Here is an 18,813-nt window from a genome sequence, read left to right as displayed (position 1 = left end):
ACACAAAGTTTATCCCTGCAAATTAGGGAAAAGACAGTAAACTTCATTCTTTAAAAGTCCACTTCCGCCACCGTAATGATCGATTACTTTAGTCTCTTTATCTAAATTTTCGCAAAATATTTTAATATCTTTCTCGAACTGTTCTTCCAAACCTGAACTCAAAAGTACAATATCGACCTGATTTTCTCTGATATAATCGTAGGAAGCGGTTTCATCGCTTTGGATTTCAGCTTTCCAGCCTTCATTATTTTCGATGATTCTTTTCAATGTTTCAAGAATTTCCTGATTTTTTCCAATGACTAAAAATTGTAATGTTTTCATTGTATTCTGTATTAAAAGTGAAGAGTATTAAGCTTTAGAATTACAGATGCCTGTTTCCTGTTATCTTTAATTCATTTAAATCCAATTGAGATTCTGCTTTCCGGATCTCATCATCACTGAATAGTTTTTCTCTTTTGAGCCTGAATAATTCCTTCCGTTGTATGGCAAAAATATCCAACATGATTTCATGATATTCTTTGAGGTCATTCTGCCTGTTGGTGCACATTTCCAGAGAACTTAGGTGGTTCTCGTGAAGTTTGATATCGTTTTGCAGATTTTCTTTTAAATTCCCAACCAGACTATTACCGGTTAAGCTTTTTTCATATTTTTCATTCAATCTGTCGACAGCCAAATGATCCAGTCTGATCTGAATTCCTGTCTGCTGCTCATGAGACGGTAAAATAGGATCAATTTCTCCAATTTTGGTTAATTTAATAATCAAAGGAAGTGTTAACCCCTGAAAAACCAATGTCACAAAAATGACCACGAACGTTATGAAAATAATTAAGTTTCTCAACGGAAACTCAGCTTGGTCATTCATCATTACCGGAATTGACAGCGCTGTAGCCAAAGAAACCACGCCGCGCATCCCAGCCCAACCGATGATTAAAGGGTTTTTCCAGCCCGGACTTGGGTCCTGACGTACTTTTTTACTCAGCCATCTAGGAATATGAGCCACTGGATAAATCCAAAGCAAACGGACAACAATCACGATTAAACTGATGATTAAACCATACTTTATACCGTCCATCAAAGAAGTTTCACCCAGACCATTGATAATATCGGGAAGTTCCAATCCGATCAAGACAAACACTAAAGCATTCATCACGAAAATCAATGTGTTCCAGACTCCTGTCATATTGATTCTCGTGGTTCCCGTTTTAAAAATTTCGTGAGCACGGAACGACATGAATAATCCGCCACTCACTACCGCCATCACTCCGGAAAAGTGAAAATGCTCCGCTCCCAAAAACAAAATATAGGGTGTCATCACCGTCAATGCCGCATCAATCGCCGGAGTAGTCGGGAGAAAGCGATGAATGGCATAGAAAATATGGGCTCCCACGATACCTACCACAACTCCCATTCCTGCAACAAGAAAAAACTGTCCGGTGGCTTCCTGCATGGAAAAAACGCCCGTCATCACAGCCACTAAAGCAAATCTGAAAACAATTAATGATGATGCATCATTGATCAGACTTTCTCCTTCCAGCATAGCAATGGTTCTTTTCGGAACTTTTAAACCTTTTAAAACCGTAGTCGCGGCAACAGCATCCGGTGGTGAAACAATTCCACCCAACAGAAATCCTAGAGCCAGTGTGAATCCCGGAATGATAGACTGAGCAGCAAAAGCCACAACAATGGAGGTTAAAAATACTAACCCGAAAGCCATTAACGAAATGGTCCGTTTCCATTTCCAGAAATCATTCCAGGAAGTGTACCACGCCGCTTCGTATAAAAGTGGTGGTAAAAATATCAGAAAGATAATCTCCGGATCTAATTTTAAAACGGGAACTCCTGGAATAAAACTGATTCCCAATCCAGCCAATACCAGAAATATAGGATAGGCAATTTTGATGCGCTGTGCCAGCATAACCAATAGCATGACGACGAGTAGGAGTCCGAGTATTAAAAGTAGGTGTTCGTGCATTTTTTAGTTTAGATTTTAGAAGTTAGATATTAGATGCTAGATGTTAGAGCTTAGATCTGGTTGACGTTTGATAACTTTTGGGTACTCTAGGTTTTGGCTAAAGCCGATTTATTGCCGGGCTAATTTAAGCGGGCTGAAGCCCGCTCCTATTGAATAATGTATTCCTTTTTTTTAAGATACAGGTAATGTATTTTGTGTACACACAATCATATCTGTTGATTGTACGTATAATTAGCTGTACAATGTCTTAATCTTCTTTTAACCAGACATCATTGTATTCATCCGGATGACGCTTGAACTGTAAGTGAACATATGGACAAAGCGGTACGATTTTCAAATCATTTTCTCTTGCATAGGAAACCAGTCTTTCCAGTAATATTTTGGCAAAGCCTTTTCCTTCGTGTTCAGGATTGACTTCCGTGTGGTAAACGGTTAGTTTTTTTCCGATCACTGAAATATCCATTTTACCTGCTTTATGATCGTCTGAGAAAAGCTGGATCTCTCCTCTTACATTTCCTAAAACTATTTCTGTTCTTTCCATTTTTTTATTCTTTTAAATTAATATTTCAAAATTAGGTTCTTTGGTAAAACTGAGTAATGATCTATGATAATTTCGGTAAAGCTTTGTTATTTTATCATTCTGAAATTCTATTTTTTCTCTCGTTTTACTTTGATGTTAAACTATAAAGTCTGAAAATGCTACACATTTAACAGTTTTAATAAGTGACAATTTACCATCTTCTTTCTGTAGTAATATCAGGTTTAAAATAACAAAATTCAATTTTTCGTGATTTTGTTCTCTGTCAATAATAGAATTATATCTATTCCTGTTATTAATCAGTTAAAATTAAACAATTGAAAAACAACACATTAAATAGTTTTAAGATAAAAAATATCAAAAAGTCTATCTTTTTAGTGGACTAATAAAAATATATGCCCTATATTTGCAACCGTATTCAGGAAAAGAAAATAAAATGAAACAAGGATCTAAACATCAATCCATTAAGAAACAAAACATCAAAACTATGATGATGTGCAACTGTATGCCTATGCATCAGAAATTCCGTGGCTGACCTTACTTTTATATCACATATTTCAGAGGCCTTACCACGTTGTAGGGCCTTTTTATTTTTACCCATCACACAAAAAACATACAGAATGAGCACTTCTAAAAACAGCTGGCTGGTGCCGGTGGCATTTATCAATATTTACGTCATTTGGGGAATTACATTCCTCGCGATTTCATTTGGTCTGAAAGGATTTCCACCTTTTATCCTTTCCGGGTTCCGTTTTCTGGCGGCTGGACTGATGATGATCGGATGGCTGCTGGCTAAGGGTGAAAAAGCCAATTCCCTGATCAACTGGAAAAAAAATGCCATCACTGGAATATTGATTCTTACTGGTGGAACAGGTCTGGTAGCCTGGGGTGAACAGTATGTATCAGCTTCTGAAGCAGCAATTGCCATTGCAACAGGTCCTTTCTGGTTCATTGCAATTGATAAGAAAAACTGGAAGTATTATTTCTCAGATAAATTTATTCCAATAGGATTAATCATAGGTTTTGTGGGCTTAATATTATTCCTGAAAGGAAGTGTTTCCAGCGCACACCACACGGCAGTAGACGGAAACCTGAGAATCACAGCCTTTATTGTACTGGCATTAAGTTCAGTGGCCTGGGTTTTGGGATCTTTATATTCAAAGAAAAATCCGGCTTCGCAGTCTACCTTTATGAATATTGCACAACAGCTGATCACAGCGGGGGTTGCTGCATTTATTATTGCATCATTCAGACAAGAATGGCACGGTTTTTCATTCTCCAATGTTCCTGTATCGGCATGGGCTGGTGTACTGTTTCTGGTGTTCTTCGGATCGATCGTCGCTTATCTATCTTATATATGGCTGCTTTCTGTAAAACCTGCGGCTTTGGTAAGTACGCATACCTACATCAACCCTATCGTTACGGTATTTGCGGGCTGGATCGTAGCAGGACAAACCATTAACGGAAGCCAATTGTATGGATTATCTGTGATATTATTGGGCGTTTTATTAACCAACGTCACCAAATATTTCAGGCTTTCGAAACGCTCAAAAGTAAAAATAAGAAAACTGAAGCGATTGGTCAATAAGACGGTACGACCGTATCAGCCTATTTAAAATTAAAACTATACATTAAAAATGATAGAGATCAAAAACATTTCAAAGACATTTCATCAGAAAAAGCAGTCTTTCAAAGCACTGGATCAGGTGAGTCTCAGTATTGAAAAAGGAGATATTGTGGGGATCATAGGATTTTCCGGAGCCGGAAAAAGCACCCTGATCCGTACCGTCAATCTTCTGGAAAGACCTGACGAAGGCCAGATCATCATCAACGGAAAGGATTTTATTCAGTTAAACTCAAAACAGCTTGCTGCCGAACGAAAAAAAATCGGGATGATCTTCCAGCATTTCAATCTGCTTTCATCGAGAACGGTTTTTGATAATGTCGCACTTTCATTGGAACTGGATCATGTCAGTAAAGATGAGATTAACAGAAAAGTCAATGAACTACTGAAAATTGTAGGACTGGAAGACAAAGCCAACGATTATCCCAGAAGTCTTTCCGGAGGTCAAAAACAGAGAGTAGCCATCGCAAGGGCACTGGCCAATGATCCGTACCTTCTTCTCTGTGACGAAGCTACCAGCGCACTGGATCCAGCGACTACACAATCCATTCTGCAGCTTTTAAGGGATATCAATCAAAGACTTGGGATTACTATTCTGCTGATCACGCATGAAATGGAAGTTATCAAGGCTGTCTGCAATCACGTGGCTGTCATCGACAAAGGAAAATTATTAGCAAAAGGAACATTAAGCGAGATCATCTCGGATAAAGAAAATCCGGTGATCCGACAATTTATAAATTCAGATATCATGACGATTCCTCAGGAACTCAATAAAAAACTGCAGAAAGAACCACAGGATGGTTTATTTCCGCTGGTTGAAATAGAACTCAATGAACATATCAGTGTTGAAAAACTGCTTTCAACGCTTTATGACCAATATAAAATCCCTTACCGACTTCTGAAAGCTGATGTGGAATATCTCGGCAATTCCAACTTCGGGAAACTCCTGCTTCATTTGCAAGGTGAAACCGAGGAAAACCAGCAGGCGATCTATTATTTAAACCAGAATAAAATTCAAAATACAGTAAAAGGATATGCTTAGTGACTCGGTAATTGCTCTTTTGGGAAAGGGACTTTGGGAAACGGTTTACATGACGTTTGTTTCAGGATTTTTTGGATTTGTTTTAGGTCTTCCGGTAGGAATTTTACTGTTTTTAACAAGAAAAGGACAGCTGCTGGAGAATAAAATTTATTACAGGATTATTTCTATTCTGGTTAATATTTTCAGGTCTATTCCATTTATTATTTTAATTGTCTGGATGATTCCTTTCACCAGGGTAATCATTGGGACTTCCATCGGTATGAATGCCGCTTTGGTTCCGTTAAGTGTTGGGGCAGCTCCGTTTATCGCCAGACTGGTGGAAAACAGCCTTCTTGAAGTTCCGCATGGTCTGATAGAAACGGCCAGAGCTTTGGGTGCGTCTCCTTTACAGATTATTCAGAAAGTATTGCTTCCGGAAGCACTTCCTTCCCTGATCAACAATGCAGCGATCACCCTGATCACTTTGGTGGGGTATTCTGCAATGGGTGGAGCGCTAGGAGCCGGTGGATTGGGACAGATTGGCTATCAGTATGGTTATATCGGCTATGATGCTGTGATTATGAATGTGGTATTGGTCCTTTTGGTAGCACTGGTGTTTATCATACAGTTTGCAGGGGACAGGTTGGCGAAGAAATTTGATCACAGGTAAGTTAAAGATGGAAATTAAAAATATAAATCTAATAATAAAAAGGTGGCTGAGGCACTCGAAGCCACCTTTTCATCATAAAAAATTCTAATGAAAAAGATAAAAACCATAGCCGTTTTAGCGGCCGGACTCCTCCTATTCAATGCATGTTCAGGAAAGAAAGATGACCCAAATCACATCGTGGTAGGAATTACTTACGGTCCGGAACTTGAAATCGCTGAAGCTGCCAAAAAAGTAGCTAAAGAAAAATACAATCTTGATGTGGAACTGATTCCCTTCAATGATTATGTAGTCCCAAATGAGGCTTTGAACAACGGAGATATTGAAGCCAATGCTTTCCAGCATGTTCCTTATTTGAACGAACAGTCGAAGCAGAGAGGCTACAAACTGGCCGTAGTTGGAAATACTTTTGTCTATCCTATTGTTGCCTATTCAAAGAAGATCAAAACCATCAGCCAGCTTCAGAATGGAAGCACGATCGTTATTCCGAATGACCCCACCAATGAGGGACGCTCTCTCCTACTTCTGCAGAAAAACGGACTTTTAAAATTAAAAGAAGGCGTCGGACTTCTTCCAAAAGTCACTGACATCACCGAAAATCCAAAACAGTTGAAGATTCTCGAAATTGAGGCTCCGCAGCTTCCGAGAGTTCTGGATGATAAAGAAGTGGTTATCGCTATTATCAACAATAATTTTGCATCACAGGCAGGATTAGACCCAGCTAAACAGGGCGTTTTCAGCGAGGATAAAGATTCTCCCTACGTGAACGTCATCGTTGCTACCCATGACAATAAAAATTCCGCCAAAGTGAAAAACTTTGTTAAGGCTTATCAGTCTGATGAAGTGGCTAAAAAAGCTGAAGAGATCTTCAAAGGCGGTGCGGTGAAGGGATGGGAAAATCATGAGTAATGAGTAATTAGCAATGAGTAATAGGGGATGAGTTATAAATGATGATGGATGAGTTTGTTGCGGGTTTTGAGTTTTGGGGTAGATTCCATAATATAGATTTACTTTTTTTCAGATAAAGAGACAGGACTGGTGGCTTGGGAAGCCTCAGCTGCCAGATATTTGTCATTCAATGTTTTTTTCTCTCTTTACTACTTCAAACATTTACCTCAGAACCTGCAACCTACACCCCACAACGCTTAAACCCTAAAACCCTCCGATTCTCAAACTCACAAACCCGTAACACACATCCCGTACCCTAAAACCCTCCGACTCTCAAACTTCAGAACTCGGAATCAACTATTTATTGATTAAAATCCATTTTCTCAATTTGAGATAATAAAAATTTTACTTACTTTTGTTGTTAATCAATAAAAAGGCATTTTATGTTCAAGAAAACCGCCATTGTAAGTTTATTCACTTTTATTGCTGCTTCGTATATGGCTCAGACTCATACTCAACCCGTTTATTTAGATGAATCAAAACCTGTAGAGCAACGTATTCAGGATGCTCTTTCGAGAATGACCGTGGAAGAAAAAGTGGCTATGCTGCATGCACAGTCCAAGTTCAGTTCACCCGGTGTTCCAAGACTGGGAATTCCTGAATTCTGGACTACAGACGGACCTCACGGGGTACGTCCGGAAGTGATGTGGGACGAATGGGACCAGGCCGGATGGACGAATGACTCAATCATCGCCTACCCTGCCCTGACGGCACTTTCTGCAACATGGAACAAAAAAATGTCCTGGAATTACGGGAAAGCTCTGGGCGAAGAAGCCCGATACAGAAAAAAAGATATTCTTCTGGGACCTGGTGTCAATATCTACAGAACACCACTGAACGGTAGAAACTTCGAATATATGGGCGAAGACCCTTACTTAACTTCAAAAATGGTGGTTCCTTACATCAAAGGGGTACAATCCAATGGTGTGGCGACTTCTGTGAAGCATTTTGCATTGAACAATCAGGAAATGTTCCGTCATACGAGCAATGTCAATATTGATGACAGAACGCTTTATGAAATTTATCTCCCCCCTTTCAAAGCGGCGGTCACTGAAGGAGATTCATGGACGATCATGGGCGCCTATGACATGTACAAAAACCAATATGCCAGTCAAAATCAATATCTTTTAAATGACATTCTGAAAAAAGAATGGGGCTATAAAGGAGTTGTGGTTTCCGACTGGGGAGCGGTCAACAATACGGAGCAGGCCATTCACAACGGACTGGATCTTGAATTCGGGAGCTGGACGAACGGACTTTCTGCCGGTACTAAAAATGCTTACGACAATTATTATTTAGCAAAACCTTATTTAGACCTCATCAAAGCAGGAAAAGCAGGAACTCAGGAACTTGACGACAAAGTAACCAGACTCCTTCGTTTAGCCTATAAAACGACGATGAACAGGAACAAACCTTTCGGGAATATTGCTTCTGAAGAACATAAAGCGGTAGCCAAAGAGATTGGAGAAGAAGGAATTGTATTGCTAAAAAATCAGGGAAATGTACTTCCTATCGATATTAATAAAGCTAAAAAAATTGCCGTTATCGGTGAAAATGCCATCAAAATCATGACTGTTGGTGGTGGTTCTTCTTCTTTAAAAGTAAAATATGAAACGCTTCCATTAGACGGAATCAAATCCAGATTTGGAAAACAGGCGGATGTGCAGTATGCGAGAGGTTATGTAGGAGACATCGGCGGAGAATACAACGGGGTAAAATCCGGACAGAACTTAAAAGACGACCGTTCTGCAGCAGAATTACTGAACGAAGCTGTAGAATTAGCCAAAAAATCCGACTATGTTATTTTCGTGGGAGGCCTGAATAAAGCAGACTTCCAGGACAGTGAAGGTAATGATAGAAAAAGCTACGGACTTCCTTACAATCAGGATAACGTGATCTCAGCATTAGCAAAAGCGAATAAAAATCTTGCTGTAGTTTTGGTTTCCGGAAACGCGGTAGCAATGCCTTGGATTAAAGAGGTTCCTTCTGTTCTTCAGTCGTGGTATCTGGGTTCTGAGGCAGGAAATTCTATCGCTTCTGTTTTGGCAGGTGATGCGAATCCTTCCGGGAAGCTTCCGTTTACTTTCCCTGTGAAACTTGAAGATAATTCAGCACACCAATTGGGAGAATATCCAGGACAGAAAGACGAACTGGCTGCCGGAAAAGGAAAAGACCAGAAAAACCCAATCAATATTACGTATAACGAAGGTGTTTTTGTAGGATACCGTTGGCATGACACGAAGAAAATCAAACCTTTGTTCAGCTTCGGGCATGGTTTAAGTTATACAACCTTTGAGTTTGGAAAGGCTACTGCTGATAAAACGGTGATGTCTCCAGACGATAAGATCACTTTCACGGTGACTGTAAAAAATACAGGGAAGAAAGCCGGTGCGGAAGTTGCACAGTTATACATAAGCGATATCAAAGCTTCTGTACCACGTCCTGCAAAGGAACTGAAAGGTTTTGAAAAGGTATATTTAAATCCCGGTGAGCAGAAAGAAGTGACGTTCACGATTGATAAAACGGCATTGAGCTATTTTGATGCAGATAAGCATGAATGGACGGCTGAGCCTGGAGATTTTGAGGCGCAGATCGGGAATTCTTCTGATGCAGTTAAGACGAAAGTGAAGTTTACGTTGAAGTAGTTTTATTAATATATTTAAATATCTAAGCAGGTTCTATGGGATCTGCTTTTTTTTTATTCTATAATTTGTTCTTTTGCCTTGAAGCAAAATGAACCAAAAATTCAAGACTTAGAACCTTCCGCTAAAAATGAAATCTGTTCTCTAAAAACTCTAAACTCGTGCGGTAACACTATATATTGAGAATCAGGATTTGTCCCGCACTCAGACAGAAGCGTTTTTTTAACGTTCACAGAATTCATTTTCTTGACGCTCCAGTTTCTTAGGTCAATGATTCGTCGGTATTACAGGTTGAAAGAGCTACTTATAAAATTTATTTCTTTTCAGCTTCTTTTTTATATTCAATTCCTTCGTCAGCATTGATTTCAATGATAATCTCTTTACCCTTTTTATAAACAGGACAGGAAACGCGCATCAGAAATTTTTCAGCTGCTTCATTGGATAACGGTTCTTCTATCGGATCATTTTCATTATTGTAGAATTTCATCAGTGTGATTCTATTTGCGTCTAAATTCCAATTCCCGCTTCCTTCATACATCAATGAATCCTTATTGAATATTTTATGAATGTACAGATCATCCTTTAAGATCAACGAATCAGTAAGTTGATTACTATGATAGGAGTATCGTCCAATCAAATCTTCTTTGTCAGCCGTACAGCTTACAGTAATTAAAGAACACAATAAAAAATAAAATAGGGTTTGTCTCATCTTTTAAATCACAAGTTTAGTAAAAACATGGGTATAGATCATATAAAACTTCACTGATATTTTCCGTAAATTAATGGTATTAAATTCCAAAATACATATCATGGTATACACTGCATCATTTTACGAAGAATTACACTATGAAGACGGTCATAAACCTGCTATAAAAATAATGATCAAAACAGATCTTGCCAAAGAAATAAGAATCCTTTTCCGCAAAGGACAGGAAATGAAAGAACATAAAGCTCCCTATCCCATCGTAGTACAGATTCTGGAAGGAAGTATTGATTTTGGAACCGATGGTCAGCGCTATCCATTAAAGAAAGGAATGATGATCGCTCTGCCTGCCAACCAAATTCATGATCTTAGAGCCATGGAAGAAAGTATGGTGAGACTGAGTCTGAATCTACAGGATCAAACATCGAGAGTGGAAGGGATTTAAGCATGATTGCATCAAAACCTGATAGTATCATTTGATAGTATCAAATGATACTATCAAAGATAAGAAATGACTTGTTCATTTTCTGATTTCCCTATAAAACCAATAGTTTAAAAATGAGCAGATAGAGCGGGTCACTGTTCTTAAAGAATAGGAACAAAAAGCCCCCTTAAAAAAAGAGGGCAATATCTGATTACATACATGTAGATGTGCTGCAATAATTTCCGGCACGGTGATAACAACATCTGTAGCTGTCATCAGGACAGTGCGAACCTCCACATGCAACACCTGTTGGATCACCTGTTTCTATTCCCGTTTCTGGTTTAAGGGGTCCTGATCCCGTTGTGTTTTTCAATTCTTTTCTCGTTAGTTTTCTTTTCATAGTATAAATCTTTAATTTGACTGAATTGTAAACATAGCACTTTTTATTGAAAAAATAAATAAAAAAGTCAAAAAATAAGAACATTTTTAATTTAATTTTAATAAAATTAAATTAAAACACAAATAAGTGATTTATTATTACTAAAAAAACAACACCTTATTTATTTTAAAGGAAGCATTTTGATTCAGTATGAATTTTGGAGAGAGAATGAAGTTCAGATTTTCTTACCTCCTGTTTCTTTTAGCTGAAATCCGCCACTGCATAAGCCACAAAAAATGCCCGGATCTCACCCGGGCACGCATAGCAAATTTACAAGGATTAAAAAATAGATATGCTAGTTGACACTCTCAAAATAATGAATCATTCCACCTTCCGGAAGATGATATTTCTGTGTATGGGTTTCTGACTCCCTGTTTCCGCTGTTTTCTAAAAAAGAATGACTGAACAGGGCATACGACGGCTGTTCGGCAAATTCATTTTTCAGCATCTGATGGGCTTCCACTACCGTTTTTCCATAAAGCTTTTTAAAACTTCCGATCGTATACTGCGAAAATTTTCCATAGTGTACAATGAACTTCAGCGACATATCTATAGACATACTGAGCTCTTTACTCAGTTCCTTTATCTTTTGGTTAAAAGCATTCCGCATTTTCCAAAGTATCGTTGAAATACTCTCATAAGAAGGTTTGTCATCGTATCTGTAAAATAAAATGGCATCGCCCTCGATCTCTGAAATTTCAAAATACTGATCATTCATATCGATCAGCGTAGATAGTAGTTGTCTTACAATATATTCTCCTGTATAAAGTTTTGTATTGAACACAAATTCAGTAAACCCGCTGAAATCAGGAATAAGAATAATACCCTCATGTATATTTGTATTCTTCATAATGATTTAGTTTAAAAACCTGCTGCATCCTTATAGACGAAGCAGGTTTCATTTTACTTTACTGCCAGCCGCCGCCCACCGCTCTGTACAGAGAAGTAATGGCGTTTAAGCGCTGGGCTTTCAGGGAAGCCAGATCCAGTTCTGCCTGAAGCTTATTGCTTTGCGCGATAATCACCTCTACATAGGTTGCTGAATTGTATTTAAATAAAATATCAGCTTTTTTCACCGCTTCACCGGATTTTGCAGCTAATCCTTCTGCAATTTTCTGCTGTTCTTCCAACTTTTGGATCTGTACCAGTGCATCAGAAACTTCTCCAACCGCTTTTAAAACGGACTGTTTAAAATTAATTTCAGCCTGATCCGCCAGCACTTTAGACTGTTCGTATTGGGTCTTTAATTGTTTTCCGTTTAAAATAGGCTGTGCAATCATTCCTGCCGCCATTCCGAAAAGCGAACCGGGAACACTGAACCAATGACTTGCCTGAAAAGCATTCAATCCACCCTGAGCGGTAATATTCAGAGAAGGATACATACTCATTTTCGCCACATGAATCGCAGCGGCACTTTTTCTGACTTCGAGTTCAGCCGTTTTAATATCCGGTCTGTAGCTTAACAGTTCTGATGGAATTCCTGCTGCAATGCGGTCCGGCGACTGTACATTATTCAGACTTGCACTTCTTTCAATCTTATCTGGCATTGAACCTGTCAAAAGACTCAATGCGTTTTCCTGAACTGCGATAGAACTTTCAATAGCAGGAACTGTTTTTAAGATCTGATCTTTCACAATTTCCTGTTGCTGCACAGCAAGAGCCGTCGTTAAGCCTAGTTCCTGCTGCTTGGTTAAAAACTTCAACGTTGTATCGGAATATTCCAGATTCGATTTTGTAATCTGCAATTGGGTATCCAGCATCAGTAAGTTGTAATATCCCTGCACCACTGAAGCGACCAGCTGGGTTTTCACAGCTTTTGCTGCTTCCTGGGTTTTAAGATATTCTGTCAGAGCCTGCTCTTTTCTTCCTCTGATCTTCCCCCAGATATCTGCTTCCCATGAAATGTTGACAGACGTGGTATAATCTTCCGTATACTTTCTTCCCATGAACTGTCCGGCCATCATTCCGTTCATACTGTTGTCTGAAGGACGGCTGATGCTCGCATTCGCAACCGTAGCGCTGATCGTGGGAACATTCCCCCACTTGCTTTGGTTATAAGCAAGGGAGGCGTATTCTATCTGTTTTAATGCCACAAGAAAATTATTATTCTGTGCAATGGCTTTGTCGATAAGACCCACCAACACCGGATCTTTAAAAAAGTCCCTGTAGCTGGTCTTTGCTATATTTTCCTGAGCGTCCGCAATAATGCTGTCATTTCTGAAAGCTTCAGGCATTTTCACTTCGGGCTGTTCAAATTTCTGAACTTTGCACGAAACGGCAGCTCCTGAGATCAATGCGATATAGACTATATTTTTAATTGAATTCATTTTAATAATCATTTGGATTAATATTCCCAGTCGGCTTCCGTTATTACTTTTCCGCTCATTCTTTCATGTAAAGCCTGGAAGACCACAAAAAGCACCGGAACCACAAAGATTCCTAACACAGTTCCGAAGATCATTCCGGAAACCGCTGCATATCCGATCGAATGGTTTCCTAACGCTGATGGTCCTATAACAAACAGCAACGGAAGAAGTCCCGCAATAAATGCCAATGAAGTCATCAGAATCGGGCGCAGACGGGCTTTGGCTCCTTCTACCGCAGAAGCGATAAGACTTTTCCCTGCTCTTCTCCGCTGAATGGCAAATTCTACAATCAGAATCCCGTTTTTCGCTAAGAGCCCGATCAGCATCACCAAAGCAATCTGAACATAAATATTATTGGAAAGATCTGCCATCGTAATTCCTACAAATACCCCTGATAGACCTACAGGAATAGCGATCAGTACAGCAAACGGAAGCACATAACTTTCATACTGCGCCGATAGAAGGAAGAATACAAAGACAATACACAATCCGAAGATCATCACCGACTGTGAACCCGCACTTACTTCTTCACGGCTCATTCCTTTGTAATCGTAGGTATATCCCGGAGGAAGCACCTGCTTGCTCACCTCATCAATAGCGGCCATCGCCTGTCCCGTACTGAATCCCGGAGCCGGCATTACGGTTAAGTTCGAAGAGTTGAACAGGTTGAAACGGTCTACCACTTCTGCTCCTGTCACCTGCTTCAGGCTAACCAGCGTATTGATAGGAACCATTTCGCCTGAATTATTTTTAACGAAAATACCGTTCAGTGATTCTTTGTCTTGTCTCATTTCCGGAGTAGACTGAACCAGTACTCTGTAATATTTCCCGAATCTGTTGAAATCCGAAGACTGAATACTTCCGTAATAGCCCTGCATCACACCTAATACATCAGAAACATTTACACCAAGCTGAGCTGCTTTCACCTCATCTACCAATACTTCAAACTGTGGATAGGTTACATCAAACGTAGTAAATGCTACTGCCACTTCCGGTCTCTGCATCAATGCTCCCATCATTCCGTAAGAGATATTTCCAAGATTCTGAAGTTCTCCGTTTGTACGGTCCTGAAGCACAAGCTCCATACCGCTGGTATTTCCGAAACCATCTACGGTCGGTGTATTCAGGACAAGGAAATTCGCTCTTTTATCCTGGGAAAGTCCTCCCTGAACCTGGCCGATAATGTCATTGATATTTTTTACATTTCCTCTTTCCTCCGTTTTTTTCAGTTTAACGAAAATAGAAGCCGCTGAAGATGACATGGATCCGCTGAACAGATTCAGCCCGTCTACCGTAATTACTTTGTCAATGGCCGGATTTTTCATCAGCAGGTCTTCCGTATCGGAAACTACTTTGGTGGTTCTGTCTTTCGATGCTCCCGGCGCAAGATTGGCGGTTACAATGATAAAACTCTGGTCTTCATCAGGAATAAATCCTTTAGGTGTCGTCATAGACATCCATACAAACAGTCCACCAAATCCTAAGATGATGATTGCTGCCACCCATTTTCTCTTTAATAAAAAGAGAATAGCTTTTCCATAACGGAAGGTCAGTTTATTAAAATTTGCATTAAAACCGGCAAAGAAACGGTCTTTGAAATTCATTTTTTCATGTGTTCCCGGATGATGTTGCTTTAAAAATATAGCACACAAAGCCGGACTCAGCGTCAATGCATTAACCGCTGAAATGACAATCGCAATCGCCAGTGTTAATGCAAACTGCTGGTAAAACAATCCTGTGGAACCACTCATAAAGGCTACCGGAACGAATACCGCAGACATAATCAGCGTAATTGAAACAATAGCTCCCGTGATTTCACTCATCGCCGACATGGTCGCAGCCCTTGGGTTGAGCTTTTTATGTTCCATTTTAGCATGGACTGCTTCCACGACGACAATGGCGTCATCCACCACAATACCAATGGCCAGTACCAGGGCAAACAACGTCAGGATATTAATAGAAAACCCAAACAAATTCATAAAGAAGAACGTTCCCACAATAGACACCGGAACTGCAATGGCCGGAATTAGTGTTGAACGGAAATCCTGCAGGAAGATATATACCACGATGAATACCAGGATAAATGCCTCTATCAGCGTATGAATTACCTGATCTATAGACTGGTCCAAAGCTTCTTTCGTAGCATAAGGAATTTCATAACTCATTCCCGCCGGAAAAGATTTTTCAAGTTCCTTCATTCTGTCCTGAAGCGCGATCTGTACCTCATTGGCATTAGATCCTGCCATCTGGAAAATCGCCATCGTCACCGAAGGCTTTTTATTAAATGTAGAAGAAACCGTATAACTATAGGCTCCGAATTCTACTTTAGCAACATCTTTTAATTTTAAAACCGAACCGTCACTTAATGCTTTGATGGTAATATTTTCATACTGTTCGGGTTCTGTAAATTTTCCTTTGTAACGGAGAACATATTCCATTGCTTCCTTACTTCTTTCCCCGAATCTTCCCGGCGCCGCCTCAAGGTTCTGAGCCTGAATCGCCCGCGAAACATCTGAAGGGGTAAGGTTGTATGAGGTCAGTTTATTCGGATCAAGCCATACTCTCATGGAGTAATCCTTGTTTCCGTATACCATGGCATCTCCTACTCCTTTTACCCTTTTCAATTCGGGAACAACATTGATTTTTGCGTAGTTTTCAAGGAAGAGGTCATCCATTGCACCATCCTTGCTGGTCAATGAAATTATGGCCGTCATACTGTTCTGTCTCTTCACCGTTGTAATTCCGGCCTGGATAACTTCTGCAGGAAGCTGGTTGGTCACCTGCGCTACCCTGTTCTGAACATTGATGGCAGCCTGATCCGGATCTGTTCCCAGTTTAAAGATGACGGTAATATTTAAAGTACCATCGTTACTGGCTGTGGATGTAATATAATCCATATTTTCCACCCCGTTGATGGCGTTTTCCAAAGGCGGTGCTACGGATCTCGCGATTGTTTCTGCATTGGCCCCCGGATACACTGCGGTTACCATTACGGTAGGCGGAGCAATATCAGGGAATTTAGTGATCGGCAGACTGATCATACCGACGATACCCAAAATGACGAGCAATACGGAGATAACCGTTGCCAGTACGGGTCTTTTTATAATGGTCTTTAACATGATTTTTTCTTACGATTTTTTCGGTTGAGCATTTTTTTTCTGAGCAACGACCGGAGTTCCCGGCTGCAGTCTGTCGAAACCTGTTACAATGTACTCGTCACCGGCCTTTAATCCTTTTGATACGATGAAATCAGTACCAGCTTTTCCAGTGACTTCTACCGGAAGCATCACTGCTTTTCCTCCTTTGATAGAGAACACAAAGATCTTATCCTGAATGGTTCTTGTAGAAGCTATTGGCAGAAGAACGACGTTGCTGTAAAACTGATCCATTACGATTTTCCCGGTATTTCCGCTTCTCAAAAGATTATCCGGGTTGTTGAATTTTGCTCTCAACGTGATGGAACCTGTGGTTTTGTTGAACTGTCCTTCCACCGCATCTATTTTTCCGGTCTGTGCATATTTTTCGCCTCCTGAAAGCAGAAGGGAAACTGCCGGTGTGTTTTTGATGATCTCATTGATATTACTTCCTGCCTGCTGCTTCTGGAAGCTGTTAAAATCATTTTCACTCATGCTGAAATAGGTATAGACCTCATGAATGTCAGACAAAAGCGTGATCGGATCCTGGTTGGAAGGCGTCATCAAACTTCCCAGACGGTAATTGAATCTTCCTATAAATCCACTTACCGGTGCTTTGATCGTAGAAAAATTAAGATTGATCTTTGCGGATTCAATGGCAGAAACCGACTGGCTTACCGCTCCTCTTGCAGCGTTATAACTGGCTTCCGCTTCTTTCACCTGGATATCAGAAACCATTTTGTTTCTTAATAATTCCTTTTTTCTGTCGAGATCAATTTTGGAAGTGGAAAGATTGGCCTGAGCAGTGATCAGGGCTGCCTGAGCACTTTTCATCTGCTCGCGGAAGATCTGGTCTTCTATTTTGAACAGAGGCTGTCCCGCTCTCACATAATCTCCTTCATCTACGAAGATCTTGCTTAAATATCCCGTAACCTGCGGTCTGATCTCCACATTGGAGATTCCTTCCACGGAGGCTGCATATTCTCTGGAAACAGAAGCGTCTCCCTGCTTCACTTTTTCTACCGGAAGTTCGGGGGCCTGCTGTTGAAAAGCCTGGTTTTGATTGTTTTTCCTGCATCCCGCCAAGACAATCAGCGAGAGGAAAAGTATAGTTGATTTTTGGATAAAAAATCTCTGCATAACAATATTCCTTTTAAATTTACGGGGCAAAATTCGCCCTAAAAAAATTCAATCGAAATACTCAAAAAACTCCTTGTTTTGTCAAAAAGACTCCTTATTTCTTAAAACATGAGAAATGTCATTATTTACCTTCAATAGAATATGTAAATAACATAATTCCATTTTTTGTATCAGAAAACCGTGTTAATTTAGCAAAAAGACATCAATATCCAAATCAACAAAAACACAAAGTATTGATTATCAATACAAATCATCTTTTTTATACTCTAAAGGTGACTTGCCAACATGCTTTTTAAAGAATTTGCTGAAAGACGCCTGATCGGAGAACTTCAGCTGTACGGCTACATTATTGACATTCAGGTTGGGATTCCTGAGAAGAAGTCGTGCTTCTATGGCCAGTACCTGGTGAATAATATCTCTCGGTGATTTGAACATGGTCTTATTAATCACTTTAGTCAGGTATTTCCGGCTGATACAGAGCTTGTCGGCATAGAACTGTACATTATGCTCTTCTTTGAAATGTTCACGAACCAAAGTAAAGAAACTGGTCGTCAATTCATCCTCGCGGTGAGTGACCTGATGGGGTTTTTCAATCTTTTTGAAATAGTTGTCAATTTCATAAATCACCAGCGAAAAGTGATGCCAGATCATTTCATTGAAGTAATAATCTTCCTTTTCCGTGTTATTCAGGGATTTCAGCTCATCAAGGTGGAAATTCATTCTCCGGTACAGATCAGGTTCATTTCTGATAATGTGGGTAGGATCTGATGAAAGACTTTTCAGGACATTATTTGATTTATAATTAAATCCGGCATCAGAAATAAAATCCAGGGAAAAAAAAATGTATTTTGCTCTGTAGTCCTCTGAGATCATATCTACCCAGAATATTTCTGAAAAAGGACAAAAAATAACATCCCCTTCAGACACATCATAGCTTTTGTCATCCAGCCTGAACCGGATACTTCCCTCCTGCACCATAAAAATACAGAAATAGTCTGAGCGGTACGGTGTATTAAGCTTGATGAGATAATTCGCCTTATCAATTTCCATGACCACAAATTCTTTTACCCTGAGATCAAACTCTACGTCCCGAAGAAGTTCTTCAAAGGTAAACAGGGAGACAAATTCTGAGGGGTCTGCGGTGGACTTTTTCGCCATGGAGGATGGATTAGATTACGAAATTAGGGTATTTGAG

Annotated in this window: 16 protein-coding genes; 6 read left to right on the top strand and 10 right to left on the bottom strand. The window is 39.9% G+C overall.

The window, feature by feature from the left end; all coding sequences use genetic code 11:
* Positions 1–9 precede the first annotated feature (9 nt).
* The 3 genes from BUA72_RS06270 to BUA72_RS06260 all read right to left on the bottom strand — a co-directional run bounded on the left by BUA72_RS06270 (position 10) and on the right by BUA72_RS06260 (position 2,513).
* A complete protein-coding gene (locus BUA72_RS06270; protein ID WP_072922212.1) occupies positions 10–321 on the bottom strand; it encodes a hypothetical protein in 312 nt (103 codons plus the stop codon).
* Positions 322–361: 40 nt separating this feature from the next.
* Positions 362–1,972: a Na+/H+ antiporter gene (locus BUA72_RS06265; RefSeq protein WP_072922211.1), complete on the bottom strand. Its 1,611-nt coding sequence runs from the start codon at positions 1,970–1,972 to the stop codon at positions 362–364.
* Positions 1,973–2,219: 247 nt separating this feature from the next.
* Positions 2,220–2,513, bottom strand: coding sequence for a GNAT family N-acetyltransferase (locus BUA72_RS06260; RefSeq protein WP_072922210.1), 294 nt, complete (start codon positions 2,511–2,513; stop codon positions 2,220–2,222).
* 617 nt (positions 2,514–3,130) lie between these two features.
* On the opposite strand from BUA72_RS06260, the gene BUA72_RS06250 reads away from it, so the two are divergent.
* The 5 genes from BUA72_RS06250 to BUA72_RS06230 all read left to right on the top strand — a co-directional run bounded on the left by BUA72_RS06250 (position 3,131) and on the right by BUA72_RS06230 (position 9,415).
* Positions 3,131–4,126: an EamA family transporter gene (locus BUA72_RS06250; RefSeq protein ID WP_072922209.1), complete on the top strand. Its 996-nt coding sequence runs from the start codon at positions 3,131–3,133 to the stop codon at positions 4,124–4,126.
* 21 nt (positions 4,127–4,147) lie between these two features.
* Entirely contained in the window at positions 4,148–5,176 is a 1,029-nt protein-coding gene (locus tag BUA72_RS06245) for a methionine ABC transporter ATP-binding protein (protein ID WP_072922208.1), read from the top strand.
* A complete protein-coding gene (metI, locus tag BUA72_RS06240; protein WP_034728027.1) occupies positions 5,169–5,825 on the top strand; it encodes a methionine ABC transporter permease MetI in 657 nt (218 codons plus the stop codon). The genes BUA72_RS06245 and metI overlap by 8 nt, the downstream gene beginning before the upstream one ends.
* Positions 5,826–5,912: 87 nt before the next feature.
* Complete coding sequence (gene metQ, locus BUA72_RS06235) at positions 5,913–6,731, top strand: methionine ABC transporter substrate-binding lipoprotein MetQ (RefSeq protein ID WP_072922207.1); 819 nt, start codon at positions 5,913–5,915, stop codon at positions 6,729–6,731.
* Between the two features lie 422 nt (positions 6,732–7,153).
* Complete coding sequence (locus BUA72_RS06230) at positions 7,154–9,415, top strand: glycoside hydrolase family 3 C-terminal domain-containing protein (RefSeq protein WP_072922206.1); 2,262 nt, start codon at positions 7,154–7,156, stop codon at positions 9,413–9,415.
* 310 nt (positions 9,416–9,725) lie between these two features.
* Here BUA72_RS06230 and BUA72_RS24180 read toward each other — a convergent pair whose 3' ends face one another.
* Positions 9,726–10,121 carry a hypothetical protein gene (locus BUA72_RS24180; RefSeq protein ID WP_072922205.1) on the bottom strand — a complete coding sequence of 132 codons (396 nt, stop codon included), beginning with the start codon at positions 10,119–10,121 and terminating at the stop codon, positions 9,726–9,728.
* Between the two features lie 100 nt (positions 10,122–10,221).
* On the opposite strand from BUA72_RS24180, the gene BUA72_RS06220 reads away from it, so the two are divergent.
* Complete coding sequence (locus BUA72_RS06220) at positions 10,222–10,560, top strand: cupin domain-containing protein (protein WP_072922505.1); 339 nt, start codon at positions 10,222–10,224, stop codon at positions 10,558–10,560.
* Between the two features lie 190 nt (positions 10,561–10,750).
* Here BUA72_RS06220 and BUA72_RS06215 read toward each other — a convergent pair whose 3' ends face one another.
* From BUA72_RS06215 to BUA72_RS06190, 6 genes are all read right to left on the bottom strand, one after another.
* A complete protein-coding gene (locus tag BUA72_RS06215) occupies positions 10,751–10,939 on the bottom strand; it encodes a hypothetical protein (RefSeq protein ID WP_139259541.1) in 189 nt (62 codons plus the stop codon).
* Positions 10,940–11,273: 334 nt separating this feature from the next.
* A complete protein-coding gene (locus BUA72_RS06210) occupies positions 11,274–11,828 on the bottom strand; it encodes a DUF2652 domain-containing protein (RefSeq protein WP_072922203.1) in 555 nt (184 codons plus the stop codon).
* 58 nt (positions 11,829–11,886) lie between these two features.
* The gene (locus BUA72_RS06205) at positions 11,887–13,305 is read right to left on the bottom strand and encodes an efflux transporter outer membrane subunit (RefSeq protein ID WP_072922202.1); all 1,419 of its coding nucleotides are present in this window, start codon (positions 13,303–13,305) and stop codon (positions 11,887–11,889) included.
* Between the two features lie 17 nt (positions 13,306–13,322).
* A complete protein-coding gene (locus tag BUA72_RS06200) occupies positions 13,323–16,463 on the bottom strand; it encodes an efflux RND transporter permease subunit (RefSeq protein ID WP_072922201.1) in 3,141 nt (1,046 codons plus the stop codon).
* Between the two features lie 9 nt (positions 16,464–16,472).
* Complete coding sequence (locus BUA72_RS06195) at positions 16,473–17,618, bottom strand: efflux RND transporter periplasmic adaptor subunit (RefSeq protein ID WP_072922200.1); 1,146 nt, start codon at positions 17,616–17,618, stop codon at positions 16,473–16,475.
* A 240-nt stretch (positions 17,619–17,858) separates the two neighbouring features.
* A complete protein-coding gene (locus BUA72_RS06190) occupies positions 17,859–18,776 on the bottom strand; it encodes a helix-turn-helix domain-containing protein (RefSeq protein WP_047453945.1) in 918 nt (305 codons plus the stop codon).
* Positions 18,777–18,813: the final 37 nt, after the last annotated feature.

The organism is Chryseobacterium sp. OV279 (assembly GCF_900128945.1).
Taxonomy (GTDB): domain Bacteria; phylum Bacteroidota; class Bacteroidia; order Flavobacteriales; family Weeksellaceae; genus Chryseobacterium.
This window is presented reverse-complemented; position numbering and strand designations above follow the sequence as displayed.